The 17855-nt window shown below is 62.5% G+C and carries 12 protein-coding genes and 1 tRNA gene; 5 read left to right on the top strand and 8 right to left on the bottom strand.

Features of this window, described 5'->3' with window-relative positions; genetic code table 11:
* Positions 1-108 precede the first annotated feature (108 nt).
* Positions 109-402 (bottom strand): hypothetical protein, encoded by a 294-nt coding sequence (locus tag JV18_RS0103460; protein WP_144243853.1) that lies wholly within the window; start codon positions 400-402, stop codon positions 109-111.
* A gap of 138 nt (positions 403-540) precedes the next feature.
* On the opposite strand from JV18_RS0103460, the gene JV18_RS0103465 reads away from it, so the two are divergent.
* Positions 541-996 carry an Lrp/AsnC ligand binding domain-containing protein gene (locus JV18_RS0103465; RefSeq protein WP_033073432.1) on the top strand — a complete coding sequence of 152 codons (456 nt, stop codon included), beginning with the start codon at positions 541-543 and terminating at the stop codon, positions 994-996.
* A gap of 130 nt (positions 997-1126) precedes the next feature.
* Here JV18_RS0103465 and JV18_RS0103470 read toward each other — a convergent pair whose 3' ends face one another.
* The 3 genes from JV18_RS0103470 to JV18_RS0103480 form a co-directional block, all read right to left on the bottom strand.
* Positions 1127-2752, bottom strand: a complete 1626-nt coding sequence (locus JV18_RS0103470) for an amidohydrolase family protein (RefSeq protein ID WP_033073433.1) — start codon at positions 2750-2752, stop codon at positions 1127-1129.
* A gap of 107 nt (positions 2753-2859) precedes the next feature.
* Positions 2860-4539, bottom strand: a complete 1680-nt coding sequence (locus tag JV18_RS0103475; protein WP_033074893.1) for an amidohydrolase family protein — start codon at positions 4537-4539, stop codon at positions 2860-2862.
* 96 nt (positions 4540-4635) lie between these two features.
* Positions 4636-6945: a TonB-dependent receptor gene (locus JV18_RS0103480; protein WP_235302830.1), complete on the bottom strand. Its 2310-nt coding sequence runs from the start codon at positions 6943-6945 to the stop codon at positions 4636-4638.
* Positions 6946-7304: 359 nt separating this feature from the next.
* On the opposite strand from JV18_RS0103480, the gene JV18_RS0103485 reads away from it, so the two are divergent.
* From JV18_RS0103485 to JV18_RS0103495, 3 genes are all read left to right on the top strand, one after another.
* Positions 7305-7787, top strand: a complete 483-nt coding sequence (locus tag JV18_RS0103485; RefSeq protein ID WP_033073435.1) for a GNAT family N-acetyltransferase — start codon at positions 7305-7307, stop codon at positions 7785-7787.
* A 135-nt stretch (positions 7788-7922) separates the two neighbouring features.
* Complete coding sequence (locus JV18_RS0103490; protein WP_052071700.1) at positions 7923-9644, top strand: sulfatase-like hydrolase/transferase; 1722 nt, start codon at positions 7923-7925, stop codon at positions 9642-9644.
* Positions 9645-9691: 47 nt separating this feature from the next.
* A complete protein-coding gene (locus JV18_RS0103495; protein ID WP_081944662.1) occupies positions 9692-11200 on the top strand; it encodes a lipopolysaccharide biosynthesis protein in 1509 nt (502 codons plus the stop codon).
* A 6-nt stretch (positions 11201-11206) separates the two neighbouring features.
* Here JV18_RS0103495 and JV18_RS0103500 read toward each other — a convergent pair whose 3' ends face one another.
* The 3 genes from JV18_RS0103500 to JV18_RS0103510 form a co-directional block, all read right to left on the bottom strand.
* Positions 11207-12136, bottom strand: coding sequence for a hypothetical protein (locus JV18_RS0103500; protein ID WP_052071701.1), 930 nt, complete (start codon positions 12134-12136; stop codon positions 11207-11209).
* 132 nt (positions 12137-12268) lie between these two features.
* Positions 12269-14614 carry a transketolase gene (locus tag JV18_RS0103505; protein WP_235302831.1) on the bottom strand — a complete coding sequence of 782 codons (2346 nt, stop codon included), beginning with the start codon at positions 14612-14614 and terminating at the stop codon, positions 12269-12271.
* A gap of 216 nt (positions 14615-14830) precedes the next feature.
* A tRNA-Leu gene (locus JV18_RS0103510) sits at positions 14831-14915 on the bottom strand.
* A 175-nt stretch (positions 14916-15090) separates the two neighbouring features.
* Here JV18_RS0103510 and JV18_RS0103515 point away from each other — a divergent pair.
* Positions 15091-16143 (top strand): AI-2E family transporter, encoded by a 1053-nt coding sequence (locus JV18_RS0103515; protein WP_052071702.1) that lies wholly within the window; start codon positions 15091-15093, stop codon positions 16141-16143.
* A gap of 96 nt (positions 16144-16239) precedes the next feature.
* Here JV18_RS0103515 and JV18_RS0103520 read toward each other — a convergent pair whose 3' ends face one another.
* On the bottom strand, positions 16240-17682 hold the full coding sequence (locus JV18_RS0103520) for a coniferyl aldehyde dehydrogenase (RefSeq protein WP_081944663.1): 1443 nt from the start codon (positions 17680-17682) through the stop codon (positions 16240-16242).
* Between the last annotated feature and the right edge of the window lie 173 nt (positions 17683-17855).

The following is a 17855-nucleotide window of genomic DNA, read 5'->3' on the forward strand; positions in this document are numbered from 1 at the left end:
GCCATCGGATATTGACCCCGGCCTTCGCCCGGGTGCTTGCATCGAGCACCATTCAAAAAGAAGGCGCGCCCCGGGGTCGAGCCCGGGATGACGGGGTTGGTTTTCGGATCAGGACGCGTTGGACAGCAGCAAGGCACTGTCGAGCGCGTCGCGGTCGATGCCGCCGCCGGGTGAGGGAAATTTGCGGCCCAGCGTTTCGGCCTTTTCGGCATTGGCGACGACGCGCGCCTTGAAGCGCTGCGCCAGCGAATAGCGCACCGGGCGGCCGCCGCTGATCTTGATCCATGTATTCCAGCTGATGCCGATGCGGGTCATGATATCGGCCTGTCCGCCCACCAGCGGGGCGATATCCTCGACCAGCGCGGGATTGATCACGCACATGCGCTGCTTTGCCTGTTTCACTCTCTCTATCCTCCCTTGGTGGAACAGCGACCGGAGGAAAATCCGGCCTTCATGCAATTTTGAATTTGTTTATCGCGAAAATATCCGATCTATCAGAATCCTCTTTTGACCATTTGCGACAATCGCGGAGAATGATCAGTGCTGAACGACGCCGACCGACGCATATTGAAGGTGATCCAGAGCGAGGGGCGGATCACCAATCAGGAACTGGCCCATCGCTGCGGCCTGTCGCCCTCGGCCTGTTTCGACCGGATGAAGCGGCTGCGCGAGCAGGAATATATTCGCGGTTTTCACGCCCATCTCGATCCCGCCAAGCTCGACCGCGCACTGCTGATCTTTATCGAGGTGCTGATGGACCGCACCACCGGCGATGTATTTCAGGAATTTGCTGCCGCCGTGCTCGACATGCCCGAAATCCTCGAATGCCATATGGTTGCGGGGGGTTTTGATTATCTGATCAAGGTGCGGGTGCGCGACATGGCCGCCTACCGCTCCTTCCTCGCCGACACGCTGGTTCATGTGCCCGGCGTGCGCGAAACGCGCACCTATGCCGTGCTCGACGAGGTAAAGAATACCAGCGAACTGCCCTTTTAGGCGGCAGCTTTGAATATGGCGGCGATCAGGAGGGGAGAGCGGCATAATCGTCTGTCCGGCGGTGGGCGCGTCGCGTCCACCATTACGGGGGTCGGGTGGCGCCCCGCCGCAAGCGGCGGGGCTGGCCCGGCTATTGGCCGAGCCGCACCTTTTCGGATTCCACCATGGCGGCAACATCGGCGAGCAATTGCTGCGCGTCATACACAATGCCGTCCTTGACGGTATATTTGACCCCGCCGACCTTTTCCTGCCGGTTGGTTTCCGAATTGAGCCGCATGAAGCCCGTGCCATAGAGCGTCTTGAGGTTCTGAAGCGGGTTTTCCGGAACGATCACGAGATCGGCGAGCATCCCGGCCTTCACCGCGCCGATCGGCGGCTTTTCATTCCGGGGTTCATAGAGGGTTTTGGCACCCATCATCGTCGCGGCGCGGATCGCTTCCAGCGGCGTGAAGCCCGCTTCGCGCAGCAGCTCCAGCTCCTCGACATAGGCAAAGCCATAGGTTTTATAGATGAAGCCCGAGTCCGTGCCGACGGTGACGCGGCCGCCCATATTCTTGTAATCATTCACGAGCCGGAAGAAGAGGCCGTAGAATTTCTTCCACGCAAATTCATTCTCGGTCGTCCAGTCGAAGAAATAGGAACCGTGATTGTCGCGGGTCGACTGGAAATAATTCCACATTTGCGGCGTGGTATAGCGATTGTGCCAATCGGCATTGCGCGCGCGCATCAGGTCGCGTGAGGCGGCGTAGATATTGAAGGTCGGGTCGAAATTGACCCCATTCGCCTTTTGCTGTTCCAGATATTCGCGCCACTCGTCGGTTTCGGGGCCATGGACCTGGTTCCAGATTTCGGCGACTTCGCCGAAGCGATGCTGTTCATTATTATAGTCATAGTTGGACGGGAAATCCTGGATCGCCCGGTCCTTGAGCAGCGATTCCAGATGGCCATAATAATGGGTGATGGTGTTCAGCCCCGCCTCGCCCGCCTGACGCCCGTTGAAATTGGCGACGCCGATCTGCGACAGATGCGCGGTGGTGCCGAGGCCGAGCTTCTCCGCCTCTTCGAGCGCAGCGGTGAACACGTCGGGGGTTTCATTTTCGCGGTTGAAGAATTTGATCCCGTCGATGTTGTTCTTTGCCGCCCATTGCACCCATGCGCGCGCCTTGGCCGGGGTGTCGACGACCCCGCCCGACCAGCCCGCGCCCAGCGTCTGATAGTTGAAGATGCGCGGGGCGGTGATTTCATTGCGCGCCGAGCGATTTTTCTCGGTGCTGGCGACTTCGGGCGGCGCGAGCGGCACGCCGCGCACCGTCGTCACGCCATGGGCGAGCCAGAGCTTGTAGGCATAGCTGGCATTGGGCGCCTTTTCGGGACCGGGAAGATGGACGTGCATGTCGGTGAAGCCCGGCAGGATATACATGCCGGTCGCGTCAATTTCATAATCGGCGTCGCGCGGTTCGCGATTGGCCTTTGACGGCAGGCCGGGCCAGCCCGACTGGGTGATCGAGGTGATGCGATTGCCCTCGACCACAATGTCGAAACGCCCGCGCGGCGGCGCGCCAGTGCCGTCGATGATCGTCGCATTGCGGATCACCATCTTGCGGAACGGGCCGGCGCCCTCACCGCTTGAGCGCGCAGGAGCGCCATACATTTGCGGGGCAGTGGCAGCCCCCTGCCCCTCGCTGGTCTGATGCGCCGCGGCGGGAGCAGTGAAAACAAGGGCGGCCAGCGCCAGTTTCGTAATTTTAGACTTCATTATCCTCTTTTCCCTGTTCATTCTGGCGGTCGGCACCGCCCAGTCCGGTTCAATAGCATATCCCATCGGGAGGCGACGCGCGAAGCAACCCTGCGCCGCCGATCCGGTCAAGGCAAGGGAACCCCTTCGTCGGGCAGCCCCATGCGGCGTTTTTCCGCTTTCACCATCTCGGCAACATCGGCGAGCAGCTTTTTGGCATCGTAAACGATGCCATCCTTGATCGTGTAGCTGACCCCGCCGACGCGCTCGAGCTGTTGCGTCTGTTCGTTGAGGCGCAGCGCGCCGGTGCCATAAAGCGTCTTGAAATTCTGAAGCGGATTTTCCTTGACCAGCACCATGTCGGCCAGCTTGCCGACACGCACCGTGCCGATGGGCGGCGCGACAATGCCCTTGGGTTCATAGAGGGTGAGCGCGCCGTTGAGCGTCGCCGCCTGCACCACCTGTGAGGGGTTAAAGCCCGCTTCCTGCAAGAGTTCGAGTTCCTCGACAAAACCAAAGCCATAGGTTTTGAAGATGAAGCCCGAATCCGACCCCGTCGTCACCCGGCCGCCCATATTTTTATAGTCGTTGAGCAGCGTCATGAATTTCTTGTAGAAATTGCGCCAGCGCACCTCTTTCTCGGTCGTCCAGTCGAAGAAATAGGAGCCGTGGTTTTCGCGCGACGATTGGAAGAAATTCCAAAGTTGCGGCATGGTATAGCGGCCGTGCCAATCGGCATTGCGCGCATGCATCAGGTCGCGCGAGGCGGCATAGATGGTCATCGTCGGGTCGAATGTGACGCCATTGTCCTTCTGGCTTTGCAGATAGGATTTCCACTCGTCGGTGCCCGGCTCGAAGCTTTCGCGCGCGAGATTGGCCACATCGGCGAAACGATGCTGCTCATCCATATAATTATAGTCGGGATCCCAATTCTGGACCGGGCCATTTTTGAGCAGCGATTCCATATGGCCATAAAAATGGGTGACGGTGCCAAGGCCCGCGAGGCCCGCCTGTTTGGCGTCCATGCGCGCAACGCCGATTTGCGAGAGATGGGCGACGGTGCCGATATTCTGTTTCGCGGCTTCGTCGAAGATCGCTTCGAGCACTTCGGGCGGCTGGACCGGATCGGCGGTCAGCTTGATGCCGTCGATGCCCGCCTTGCTCGCCCAGCGCACCCATTCGCGCGCCTTTTCGGGCGTGTTGGTCAGCCCGCCGGTCCAGCCGCGTCCCTGTCCAGGGCGGTGATAGGAGAAGATGCGCGGGGCGACGATTTCATTGCGCGCCGACCGCGCGCGTTCGCTGAGCGCGATTTCAAAGGGGGCGAGATCGACCCCGCGCACCGTGGTCACGCCATGGGCGAGCCACAGCTTGTAGGAATAGCTGAGGTCGGGCGCCTTGTCATCGCTCGACCCATGGACATGCATGTCGATGAAGCCGGGCAGCATATACATGCCGGTCGCATCAAGTTCATAATCGGCATCGCGCGGCGCGCGGCCATCGACGAGCGGCAGGCCCGGCGTTCCCGCCGCCTCGATCGCGGTGATGATGTTATTTTCAACGACGACATCGACGGGGCCGCGCGGCGGCGCGCCGCTGCCGTCGATCAGGGTGACGCCGCGAATGACCATCTTGCGAAACGGCCCTGTCCCCTCCCCCGGTTGCCGCGCCGGAGCGGGCACGGCGCCCGCGCGCGGTTTCACCGCCTGCGCGGCCTCCTGTTTCTGCGCCATGGCGGGCGTTATCGTGCCCAAAGCCAGACTGACGGCCGAACCGGCCAAGAGCGCACATCGTGCGGCTGATCCCCACATATTCATCGTCGCGACCTTCCCCATTATGCCGATAAACGGCTTCCTATTTCAGCATGGAAAGAGGCGGCGAGCCGTGGCCCGCCGCCTCGTTGATGATCAGCGGAACCTTTTGGTCAGGCTGAGGCCGATGGTGCGCGGCGGTGCGCCGTGCGTCACCGTCAGGCCGCCGGTGTTCGAGCTGCTCGACTTGGTCGTGATCGCCAGCGCATCGAAGATGTTGTTCACATAGAGATGCGCACTCCAGTCGCTGTCGGGCGACTGGATGCCGATGCGCGCATTGACGAGGCCATAGGCATCGACCTTGCGGCGATAGGCGTCGGTGGCGGCGAGCGTCGAATAGGAAGAGCCGACATAGCTGGCGTCGAGCCGCATCATCCCTTCGAGGCTGTCGCTGAGCGACCAGATATACTCAGCCGATCCGCTGAGGTTCCACTTGGGAACGAAGGGCAGCCGGTCGCCCTTGCGGCCTGCGGCAACCACGACGTCGCTCACCTGATCCTCGGTCAGCTTGGCATCGGTGTAGCCGATGTTGCTGACGAGCGAGAGGCCGGGCAGCGGGGTAGCGTTGATTTCCGCCTCGACCCCACGGATCCGCGCCGCGCCGACGTTGGAGATGAGGCCGAACACCGAGCCGGTGCCCGACGTACGCGCCGACACCTGCATATCGTCCCAGTCGATCTGATAACCGGTCAGGTTGAAGTAAACGCCGCGGATCGGCTGGCTCTTCATTCCCAGCTCATAATTCCACAGGCTGTCCGACCGATAGGCCGCCATGGCCGCCGGAAGGCCGATCGCCTGATTGACCCCGCCGGGGCGGAAGCCCTGCGCCGCCTGGGCATAGATCATCAGGTCGCGGCTGAATTCATAGGAGAGATTCCCCTTGAACACGAAGCCGTTCTCGGTCGTTTGGGCCTCGGTATAGGCGCTGGGGACCGAGGCATAATGGATCTGCCCCTCTTCGACGATACCGCCGACCGTCTTGTCATATTCATACCAGCGCGCACCCGCCGTCGCGGTGAGCTTGTCGAAGAATTTATAGGAGATTTCGGCAAACAGCGCCTTTTGCTTCAGCCGGTCCTTGATCGTGCGGTCATAATAGATGTTTTCATCGACAAAGGGATAAAGCTCCCCCGTGCGCGGATCGGCGGCGAGCAGGGTCGAGCGCACCCAGCTTTTGCGATCCTCCAGAAAACCGCCCGCTGTCCAGTTGAAGGGGCCATTGCCCGTCGAACTGAAGCGCAGCTCGTTCGTCCAATTCTTCACATTCTGCGGCTGGTAAAGGCTGGAGAAGAGAATGGTGTTGGTGAGATCGAGATAGTCGGAAAGCTGCGACGACGAGCAGGGCGTCGCGGGATCGCGCAGCAGGTAGCGCGAGCAGCCCGCCGCCGTCGCGCGGCCGTTGAAGGTGTCGCTGACATCGCCCACGACGGTGCGGTCGCGGTCAAAATAGGTGCTGACCGCGGTCATGGCGACGGCGCCGAAATCATAGTTGAGCGTGCCGCTGTAAATACGGCTTTCGTCATAATTGCCCGATTCCGCGCGCGCATTGGTCGTGTGCCGCTCGCCGGTTTCGAAGAACCAGCGCGAGCTGTCGGTCGACACCTTGGTATAATAAGCGCCGAGGTCGAGCGTCAGCCGATCGGTCGGCGTGAAGCGCAGCAGCGCGCGGCCGCTGTAGCTGTGCCCGTCGTTGATGTTCTTCAGGCCATAATAGCTGTTGTCGATATAGCCGGCGAACTGCTGATAGCTGCCGACGACGCGCAGCGCGAGCTTGTCCTCGGCGATCGGCAGGTTGATCATGCCGTCGACCGAGGCGCCGGGGCTGCCGCCCTTGACCGCCGACAGATTGACCGCGGCGGCGCCTTCAGCCTGCTCGCTGTTCGGCTTTTCATAGATGATGCGGACCGTGCCGCCCATCGAGCCGGAGCCATAGAGGGTGCCTTGGGGTCCGCGCAGCACTTCGGCGCGCTGAACGTCGAAAACACGGAAATCGGGGGTGCTGCCCGCAGCATCGCTGGTCGTCCCGACCGAGCCCGATACGGGGGATTCGTCATAATAGACGCCAACGGTCGGCTCGCCGGCGCCGACGACGCCGCGCAGGATCACGCGGCGGTTGCCAGGGCCATTATCGACGATGCGAAGGCTGGGCGTGTTCGAGGTCAGCTCGGTAAAGCTGGTCGTGCCCGCACGTTCCAGAGAGTCACCAGTGACAGCGGAGATAGCGAGCGGCGTATCCTGAAGCCGCGTGTCGCGCTTGAGCGCGGTGACGACGATTTCGCCGCCGGTGGCTTGTGGCCCCTGAGCCTGCGAAGCCTGCGGCCGTGGCTGTTCGCTCGTATCCTGCGCGACGGCAGGCGATAAACTCACCAGACCCGCAACCGAAGCCAGCAGTGCGCCCCGCCGCACGCCGCGCCCACGACGTACAGATGTTCCAGCAATATCCATGTAACCTTCCCCTTTTTTTATATTCCGTCCGGATTTTGGAATTTTCGAAGGCTATCAAAGGGGCTTCCGAAGGTGCGTTCTATTTTGGACGGAAAGGCGAAGTTTATTCCCGATTTCACGGAGTTTTCGGATTATCTTCGGCGCGGCGGATCAGTCATCCATTGCGAACATGTGCCATTGTCATATATTTTTCATATATATCAAATGGATAAGATTATTTCGCCAATCTAAGGGCATAACCGGAGAAGTCAATCATGTGATTCGGCACATAATTTTCGTCTCTTATTGCGGGGAAATGAGAGGGCGCTAATCTGCCCGCCATGCTGATTCGCGCCGCCCAATCCGAAGATCATTCGGCCATCTGGTCTATCATCGAACCGGTTATCCGTGCCGGAGACACCTATACGCTGGACCGCGATATGGGACGCGACGCCGCCCTTACCTATTGGTGCGGCGCGGACAAGTTCACCTTTGTCGCCGAAGCGGATGGCGCGATCCTCGGCACCTATTATCTGCGCGCGAACCAGGCAGGCGGCGGGGCGCATGTCTGCAATTGCGGTTACATGACGGCCGCGGCCGCGTCAGGGCGCGGCGTGGCACGCGCCATGTGCGCCCATTCGATGGACGAGGCCCGGCAACGCGGTTTTCGAGCGATGCAGTTTAATTTCGTCGTATCGACCAATGTTCGCGCGGTGCGGCTGTGGATTTCGATGGGCTTTTCGGTCGTGGGCCGCCTGCCCGGCGCCTTTGCTCATCCGGCCGAAGGCGATGTCGACGCACTGATCCTTTATCGTCCGCTGTAGTCCGCGACAGCCCTCGCCTTCTACCCGTCCCCTTCGCCCGCGAAAGGCCGTGGGAGCACGTCGCCGCCAGGGGGTGGCAACCCCTTGTCAATCTCTTGCCCCTAGAGCGCATGCTTTGGACAAGTGACGGGGACCATGGGATCAGGGCTGTTTGACCAAAGGGCGCTGCTGAAGACGCTGCTGCTCCTTGTTGCGTTGGGAGCCGATTATCCGGCCATGGGCGCCCGCATAGGCTCGCTGGGCCTCTCCCCCAGCCTGCTTTTATACATCGGCCTCTATGGCTTGCTTGCCGCGACGCTGTGGGTTGCAGCCTTTATCGAGCGGGGTGCGGTGCGCTGGAGCGTCGCCCTGCTGCTGGCGGCGGGGGAGTTGCTGGTCAATGCCATCCGCACGGCGACCGCCGATGCCATGAGTTACGAATTATTCGTCACCATGATCCTGTCGGCGGGCTTTGCCGATGATGCGCTGGCCCAGCATGGGCGCGCCATCCTGTGGGCCGGACTGGGCGCGGCGGCACTGCTGCTCGGTATCGGGCTGCGTCCAGGCACCTGGCGCCCTATGCCCCGGACGATCGCCATGCTGGCTCCCCTTGGCGGGGTTGCGCTGCTCGCGCTGCTGCTCTTTTTCCGGGGCGGCGAAGGCGCGCGCGGATTGCCGAGCGCCATGGTCGGGGCGGCTTATTCCTCGCTCTTTGTCTATGAAGCAGCAACCTTGCCTGCGGCTATTCGGCAGTCGGTCAAGCTTGGCCGGTCGGGTAAGGAGGATCCACGCGACCTGATCCTGATCATCGACGAAAGCATTGCGGGCCGCTATCTGGACATTAATGACCCGGCGGGTGTCCAATCCGGCCTCGCCGCACCGCCGCCGGGCGTGCATGTCGCCAATTTCGGCCTCGCCGCATCCATCACCCATTGCAGTTTCGGGTCCAACCTGACGCTGCGCCACGGCGGAACCCGCCGCGCCTATCAACAGATTAACGCGGTGCGCCCTTCCATCTTTGCCTATGCCAAAAGAGCCGGCTATGCGACGGTCTATATCGACGCCCAGCGCACCGGCGGCGCCTATCAAAATGGCATGGACGACGCCGAGCGCCGCCATATCGACAATTTCATCCAGTTTGATGATACGCCCGTGCTTCACCGCGACATGGCGGTTGCCGATGCGTTAGTCGGCGCCCTTGCCAACGATCGACGCGAATTTATTCTGGTGAACAAGATGGGGGCGCATTTCCCGGTCGCCGACAAATATCCCGACAGCGCCCATATTTATCGCCCCGCCCTGCCGCGCGGCGAAAATGTCGAGGTTGCCGAAATGCAATTGCCCGCCAACCTGTATAGCGGCGCGGATGTGTGGCGGAGCTATCGCAATGCCTATCGCAACAGCCTGCGCTGGACGGTCGGCGCCTTTTTCGAGCGGCTTCTGTCCGACGGGCGGATCGACCGCGGGTTGATCCTTTATACCGCCGACCATGGCCAGAATCTGCATGAGCGTGGCGGCGATGGCACCACCACCCATTGCAGCCCCGCCCCGGCAGCGGAAGAAGGGGCGGTGCCGCTCGTCCTTATCGACACGCATGGCCGATGGCAGAAAGCGGCGCAGCGCAATTTCGACGCATCGAGCCATTATCGCATTTTCCCCACCCTGCTCACCGCCATGGGCTATGACAGGGCGGCGGTCCGAAAAATCTATGGCGAGGGGCTGGATGCTCCGTCGCGGGACGCCAATAGTTTCAACGCGCTGTTCCACGCGCGGCTGGGCCGTCAGCCGGAGTGGGTCGCGGTACGGCGCGCGGCGATTGCGCGCCCGCCCGCGAGCGACCATGACGAAAAATCCCCTTCGCCGGCCCCGACCCCATGACCTTATGCCGCCGCGCATTTCGCAATTTTCCATGCTAGGACGCGCCCATGTCAGGCCCGATTCCATCCGATCATAGCGAGGCCGAACCCGCGCCGTCCCCGGCATCGGCGGATTTCGGGCAGAAGGTGCGGCGCGCGGTCATCTGGCGGACGGGATCGCAAATTGCCGGGCAGTTGATCGCCTGGACCTCGACTTTCCTCGTCATCCGCATTTTGACGCCCGAAGATTATGGCCTGTTCGCGCTGACGCAGGTGATGATCATGCTGTTCACCATGCTCAACGGCCATGGGCTGGCGAGCGCGGCGATCCAGCGCGCCGAGATCGGGCAAAAGGAAATGCGGAAGATTTTCGGACTGCTCATCCTGCTCAACCTGGGCCTCGCCCTCGCGCAGATACTGACCGCGCCGCTGGCGGCGGCCTATTATCGCGAGCCGATGGTGGCTGAATTGCTGCGCGTGCAGGCGCTGCTCTATCTCACCATTCCGTTTGCCTCGCTCGCCTATGCCAAGCTCGCGCGCGCGCTGGAATTTCACCGGCAGGCGCAGGTCAATCTGGTCTCCGCCGTGATCGGTGCCATTGTCGCGCTGGGCGGCGCCTATGCGGGCTGGGGCGTGTGGGCGCTCGTCTGGGCGCCGATCGCCATGTTCGCATCGCGCGCGCTGGGGCTGACGATCGCGGCGCAAAGCTGGATGTGGCCGAGCTTTGACTTTCGGGGCGTGGGCAGCATCGCCCGCTATGGCGGGCTGGTCGCGATGGGGCAGATTTTCGCCTTTGCCCAGACCCAGTCGGACATATTGGTCGCCGGGCGCTGGTTCGACGCGCATCTGGTCGGGGTGTACACCACCGCGCTGATGCTGACCCAATTGTTCAACAACAAGGTCGTGCCGCTGCTGAATGAAGTGGCGTTTGCCGCCTATTCGCGGATGCAGCACGACCCCGCCGCCTTGGCGCGGGGCTTTGCGCGCGCCGCGAGCGCGATCATGGTCGCCGCCATGCCCTTTTTCCTGGGGTTGGCCGCCGTCGCCGAGCCGTTGGTGATCACCCTGCTCGGCGAAAAATGGCGTGAGATCATTCCCCTCATTCTGCCGCTGGCCCTCGCCATGCCCTTCTGGACGCTCTTTACTCTGCTCCAGCCCGCGACCGACGCGCTGGGGCGTCCCGGCATAGCGTCGGGCAATGCGATTGCGGGTGCGCTGCTGATGCCCGCAACCTTCCTGTTCGCGGCGCGGTGGGGGATAGAGGGCATCGCCTGGGCGTGGCTCTTTGCCTATCCCCTGCTGCTGCTGCTCGCGCTTGCGCGGGCGCTGCCGGTGATCGGTCTGGCGCCGCTGACCCTGCTGCGCGCCCTTGCGCCGCCGGTCCTTGCCGCAGGCGTCATGGCGCTGGCGGTGACGCTGGCCGACCGGGCGCTGCCCATGATGAGCGAGCCGCTGCGCCTTGCTGTGCTGGTGCCGCTGGGCGGAACGGTTTACCTGCTGTGGATGGCGCTGTTCGCGCGCGATACCGCGCGGGGGCTGGTGGAGATGATCCGTGGTCGCAAGCAGGCGGCGGCTTAGCCCCGACTATCCCGCCAGATGGGCGATGGCAGCGCGGGTGTCGTCGATATAGCGGCTGCCCGTATAGCGGTGCGTGCCGATATAATGGACGAAGACGGCGGCGTCCGGCACGCCCTCGTTCCAGAAATTCATATAGCGATCATAGGGGAGGAGCAGCGCATCGGGTTCATTGGCAATGACCATATTCGATGTCACCTGCTCGCTACCCCAGCGCGCCCAGCGCTCGGCGCCGAGAAGCGCGGTTGCGCCTCTCGAAAATTCTTCCGCCAGCGCGCGGCCCCCTTCGCGGCGGGCAAAGCCGGCAAAGCCCGAACAGCCGCGCACATAGAGCGGATTGGCGAGCATCGGCATCGGCACACGGTCGAGCCCGGTTTCAACCGCCCCCTGCACATGGGCATTCGGATTGTGGAGATAGTCGGCGTCGTCGGTCAGCGACGCCATTTCGGCAAAAGGCATGATCCGCGAGTCAGCATCGCCGCGCAGCGTGAAGCTGCGGTTGGCGGCAATGGCGTCGGCAATCTCATCAACCGGGCCGAGCGTGACGGTGTCAGAATCGAGCTGGATAACATAGTTCTGCGCGCGCAGGTCGAGCAGGGTCAGCAGCCTTTCCCATGTCCCGCCGCGCGGACAGGGGCCTGTATCGACGTCGTGGATCGAGAGGATTTGCGGGTCGCCAAGCTGTGCGTTCAAAATCGCGCGGTCGCCCATGGTGAGCGTGCCATCATCGAGGATGATGACGCGCCCGCGCCCCAGCCGGGCATGGAGCGATTTGACCGCGACCAGATAGGGAAGCAGCACGCGCGTCCCGATCATCGAGAAAAGAACCAGCCCATCATCCGCCGGGGTAAGGGGCGGGGTGCTGAGCACGGCGCGCGCCACCTGATGATGGCGGCGCTCTTTCCATATCTCGTTGAGTTTCTTGACGACCCTTTTCATGCGCGCGCTTTATCACGCAGCAATGCGCGTGGGTAGAGGGAGCGGGCAGGCATCTCATAACGGGATGCGGCGCGGGCAAGGGGTTAGCGGAAATGGTTATTCCGCGTCAGCCCTCGCCCACGCCGCGCCGCTTCACGCGTTCAGGAAAAGCTCTGCCGCCGCGTCGATGATTGCCTCGCTGTCGAGGCGATAGGCGCGATAAAGATCGGGCTGGTCGCCGGTCTGTCCGAAGCGGTCGGTGCCGAGCGGGCTTACCCGCATTCCCTTCACCCCGCCGAGCCACGAGAGGGCACCGGGTGCGCCGTCGATCACCGTCACCAGCGAGGCTCCGGGGGCAAGGGCGTCCAGCAGGCGTTCGATGTGCGAGCGATTGTCGCCCTCCCCTGTCCAGCGCGCGGCGCGCGCCGCCGACCATTGGCGGTGAAGAAGGTCGGGCGAGGTGACGTTGAGGAGGCCAAGGCCCGGAATATCGTCGGCCAGTTCCTCCCATGCCGCCAGCGCCTCGGGCGCGACGACGCCGGAAAAGACGATGGCGGCTTCGGCGCGGGGTGCGGGACGGCGGAGCCAATATGCACCCGCGACCGCATCCTCTTCCCACGCGTCATCCGCGCGCGCGATCTGGGGAATGGTGCGCGTCGAAAGGCGCAGATAGACCGAGCTGCCTTCGGGCCGTTGCATGTTGTCAAAAGCCCAGCGCATGAGCAGCGCGACTTCATCGGCATAGGCAGGCTCGAAACAGGTCAGCCCCGGCTGGCCCATGCCGATCAGCGGCGTGTTAATCGACTGGTGCGCCCCGCCTTCGGCCGCCAGCGTCAGCCCCGACGGGGTGCCGATCAGCAGGAAGCGCGCGTCCGAATAACAGCCATAGTTGAGCGCATCGAGCCCGCGCGCGATGAAGGGATCATAGACGGTGCCGACAGGCAGCAGCCGGGTGCCGAAATGCGGCGCGGCGAGCCCCAGCGAGGCGAGCATCAGGAAGAAATTATTCTCCGCAATGCCAAGCTCGATATGCTGGCCTGCTGCATGGGCGGCCCATTTCTGCGCCGAGGGGATTTTCGCCTTTTGGAAAACGTCAGCAAGCTCCTGCCGCCGGAAAAGCCCGCGCTGGTTGACAAAGGCGCCCAAATTGGTCGTCTGCGTGACGTCGGGCGCGGTGGTGACGATGCGGTCGCCGAGTTCCTCGCCAGATTTGGCCAGATCGAGGAGGATGCGGCCAAAGGCGGCCTGCGTCGATTGTTCGGCGCCGTCGGGCACCGGCAGCCGCGCGGGGACGGGCACGGACGGCGCCTCGGCCTCCTTCGCCTTGCGCGCGAGCGGGCTGGTCTCGACAAAGGCCTGAAGCTGCGCGGCGGCATTGTCGCCCAGCCCGCCCCACGGTTCCCACTCATCGCCTTGCGCGACGCCTTGCGCGGTGCGGAAGGCTTCCATCTGCGTCGGGTTCATCATCCCCGAATGATTGTCCTTGTGCCCCGCGAGCGGCAGGCCATGGCCCTTGACCGTATAGGCGATGAACAGGGTCGGGCGATCGTCATTGGCGCTGTCGAACGCATCCATCAGCGTTTCGACGCAGTGGCCGCCCAAATTGGTCATCAGCCGCGCGAGGGCATCATCATCATAGCTGTCCAGCAGCTTTTTCACCCCCGCCCTGGCGCCGATATCGGCCTCCAGCCGCTGCCGCCACGCCGCGCCTCCCTGGAAGGTCAGCGCCGAAAATTCGGCATTGGGGCAATTGTCGATCCAGTCTTCCAGCGCCTTGCCGCCGGGGCGCGCAAATGCCTCGCGCTGCAATTTGCCATGTTTCAGCGTGATAACGCGCCAGCCGCAGGTTTCGAAAATATCGTCGAAACGGCGGAACATGCGATCAGCCGTGGTCGCATCGAGCGACTGGCGATTATAATCGACCACCCACCAGCAATTGCGAAGGTCATGCTTATACCCTTCGATCAGGCATTCATAGATATTGCCTTCGTCGAGTTCGGCATCGCCCATCAGCGCGATCATCCGCCCCGCCGCTTCCTCGCGAAGCTGGCCATGGGCGATGAGATAATCCTGCACCAGCGAGGAAAAGGCGGTGATGGCGACCCCCAGCCCCACCGATCCGGTGGAGAAATCGACAGGAATCACATCCTTGGTCCGGCTGGGATAGCTTTGCACCCCGCCAAGGCCGCGAAACCGCTCCATCCGCTCGCGCGTCTGCTGCCCCAGCAGGTAATGGACAGCGTGAAGAACCGGCCCAGCATGCGGCTTGACCGCCACCTTGTCCTGGGGGCGCAGCGCGTGGAAATAGAGCGCCGCCATGATTGTGGTCATCGACGCGCAGCTCGCCTGATGACCGCCAACCTTCAGCCCGTCGCGCTTGGGACGGATATGATTGGCATGGTGGATCATCCAGGAGGAGAGCCACAACAGCCTTTGTTCCAATTGCTCGATAGCGCCGATGCGATGCTGCCGCTCTGCGCCAATACCCTTCGTTGTCACACCAAATCCTCTGCAATTTTCCTCTGCCTCTCATAGCCGTTTCGGCCGCTTTTGTCCTTTCAACGACGGCATTCGAAATAAGAATTATCGGCAGAAAATTGCGAAAGAGCCTGGGATTGCGTCAGCAAATTCCAGGACGGAAAAAACGCGCAGCGCGGCCAATGGCGAGGCACGGAATATCGGCAAGGAAGGAAGCGATTGCTCGCATTTTGTGGATGGTGCCCCTGGCCGGACTCGAACCAGCACTCCTTGCGGAACTCGATTTTGAGTCGAGCGCGTCTACCAATTTCACCACAGGGGCCCGTGGACGGCGACAAGGGAATCGATTCTGTCCCCCGCACCGCTGAGCGCAGCCCGTTGCCACAAAAAGGGGCGCGGCGTCCAGTCCTCACATTTCCGCCGTACGGGTTGCTTTCCTGCGCGCGGCCCGTCGCGAGCCGCTTGCGCCCGCCCATGGCGCAGCTAAGGTGCGCGCGATGAAGGACAGCGAAACCCCCTCGCCCATTGGTTCGGCGCGCGTTGCGAGTGCGACGCTGACGGTGATCGCCATTGTCGGAACGGCGTGGCTGCTTGTTGAGCTGACGCGCTTTTTCTTGCTGATCTTTGCCGCGGTCGTGCTGGCGTCGGTTTTTGGCGCGATTGCGGGCTGGCTGTGCCGCCGCACGGGGATGAAAAGGCCGCTGGCGCTGGCGCTTTCGGTGATAGGAATCGTCGCGCTGTTTGCCGGGGTCTTCACCCTTTTCGGGTCCCAACTGGGCAAGGAAATGGCGACAATCCGGGAATCGATCCCGGACGCGCTGGCCGATGTGGAGGCCTTTCTTGATCGCTATGGCTGGGGCGAACGGGTCCGCAGCCTGGCGCAAGTGGGCGGCGCCGATTTGTCCGATCTGCTCTCGCAAGCAGGCGGCTATGCGCTCGCGGCGGGCAGCGGCCTCGCTGATTTCGTTCTGGTGCTGGTCGGCGCGATCTTTCTGGCAAGCGACCCCGCCACCTATCGCCGCGGGTTGCTGCTGCTCATCCCGCGCAAGGCGGAGCCGACCGCCGCGCAGGCGCTTGATGATGCGGGGCACGGGCTTCGCGGCTGGATGATCGGACAGGGCGTCTCCTCGCTGGTCGTCGCGGCCCTGACCTGGGCGGGGCTGGCGATGCTGGGCGTGCCCGCGGCGGGCGGGCTTGGGCTGATCGCCGGGCTCCTCGACGTTATCCCGATGATCGGGCCGATCATCGCAGGGATTCCCGCCGTTCTGCTTGCCTTTACCGTGTCGCCTGCAACCGCGCTGTGGACGCTGATCCTGTTCCTGATCATTCAGCAGATACAGGGGAATTTCCTCCAGCCGATGATCCAGAAACAGGCGGTCGATGTGCCGCCCGCCGTGCTGCTCTTCGCCGTGGTTGCGGCGGGGCTACTGTTCGGTTTTCTGGGGGTACTGCTCGCCGCGCCGCTCACCGTGGTCGTCTTTGTGCTGGTGCAGCGGCTTTATGTGAAGACATTGCTGGGCAAGGATATCAAGGTGGCCGGACGAGATTGAGGCGCAGGCTTATTCGCCGGGTGTCTCGACTTCGCGCGACCCGAACGGGGACTTCATTCGCCATGAACGAAGAGGTATCCGGTGAACGCGGCGTCGCTATTTCTTCAGTTCCTTCGCCAGCGTCTTGGCGGTCGCCTTGCCATAAGGGGGCTTGAACCCCGCCAGCCCGGCAACGTCGAGCTTTGGCTGGCGGTAGACGGCGCGCGCGTGGCTGAAGGTGCGGAAACCGTCGATCCCGTGATAATGGCCCATGCCCGACGGGCCGATGCCGCCAAAAGGCAGTTCCTCCATCGCATTGTGGAAAAGCACGTCATTGACTGTGACACCACCCGAAAGGGTGCGGGTGAGTACGCGCTCCTCCTCGCTCTTGTCCTGCCCGAAATAATAAAGGCCGAGCGGTCGGTCGTGAGCGTTCACATAGTCGATGGCTTCGTCGATATGGCCATAGCGTTTCACCGGCAGGATGGGGCCGAAGATTTCCTCCTGCATCAACTTCATATCGTCGGTCGGATTACGCACGATGTGGAGCGGCATTTTATGGCCGTTGGCACTCGCAAAATCCTCCTTCGCGGGATTGACCTCGATCACCTCGGCGCCCTTTTCGCGCGCGTCGGCGAGATAGGATTGCAGCCGGTCATAATTGCGCGTGTTGACGACCGATGTGTAATCGTCATTTGCAAGCAGGCTGGGGTAAAGCGCCGCCGCGCTTTTTGTCACGCTGTTGATCACCTCCGCTTCCTGATCATCCGGGACGAGCAGATAATCGGGGGCGAGGCAGATTTGCCCGGCGTTCATCATCTTGCCCAGCGCCACCCGCTGGCCCACCAGACCCTTGTTCGCGCTGCGCCCGATGAAGGTCGGCGATTTTCCGCCCAACTCCAGCGTCACGGGCACCAGATTATCTGCCGCCGAGCGCATTATATGCCGCCCCACGCTGGTCGCGCCCGTGAAGATGAGATGATCAAAGGCGAGCTTGGAAAAGGCAATGCCGATATCGGCGTCGCCGGTGAACACCGCCATTTCGTTTTCTTCGAAATAATCGGGGACCAGACGCGCCATCAGCGTCGAAACATTTTCGGTAAATTCGCTGGGCTTGATCATCGCGCGGTTGCCCGCGGCCAATATGCCCGCCATCGGCACGAACACCATGCCAATGGGGAAATTCCACGGGGCGACGACCCCGACGACGCCTTTGGGCTGAAACATCACCTCGGCCTTGGCGCCCAGCAGGCCGAGCGGAAAGGTCGGCTTGCGCTTCTCGCCCCTCGCCCAGCTCGCCATATGCTTTTTTGCATGTTTCAGCGCGCTGACCGAAGGCATGATGTCGGTCATCAGCGTCTGTTCGCGGCTGCGATGGCCGAAATCCTCGCTCACCGCGCGGGCAAATTCCTCCGCATTGTCGACGAGCAGCGCGATGGCGCGGTCGATACGGTCGCGCCGTACACCCAGCGCCTCGGGCATGGCGGCGGTAAAGCTGGCCTTTTGCGCGGTGAGCACCGCCTGCATCCGTTCAGCTTCACCTTGTATGTCGTTGCTCATCGCGCCCTCCCTGATCGGTGTTGGCGTTTGACCATGAAGCCGGGCGGGTTGCAAGATGCAACGCGCTGCCCATCTTCGACCTTGTTTCGCGTAGAGCCTCGCGCAAGCCCCGCCCCTTTCGCACGTGCAGCATTTACGCTAATCGGGCGCCAAAATCATATTCACTGGAGTCT

Source organism: Sphingopyxis sp. MWB1 (genome assembly GCF_000763945.1).
GTDB lineage: Bacteria > Pseudomonadota > Alphaproteobacteria > Sphingomonadales > Sphingomonadaceae > Sphingopyxis.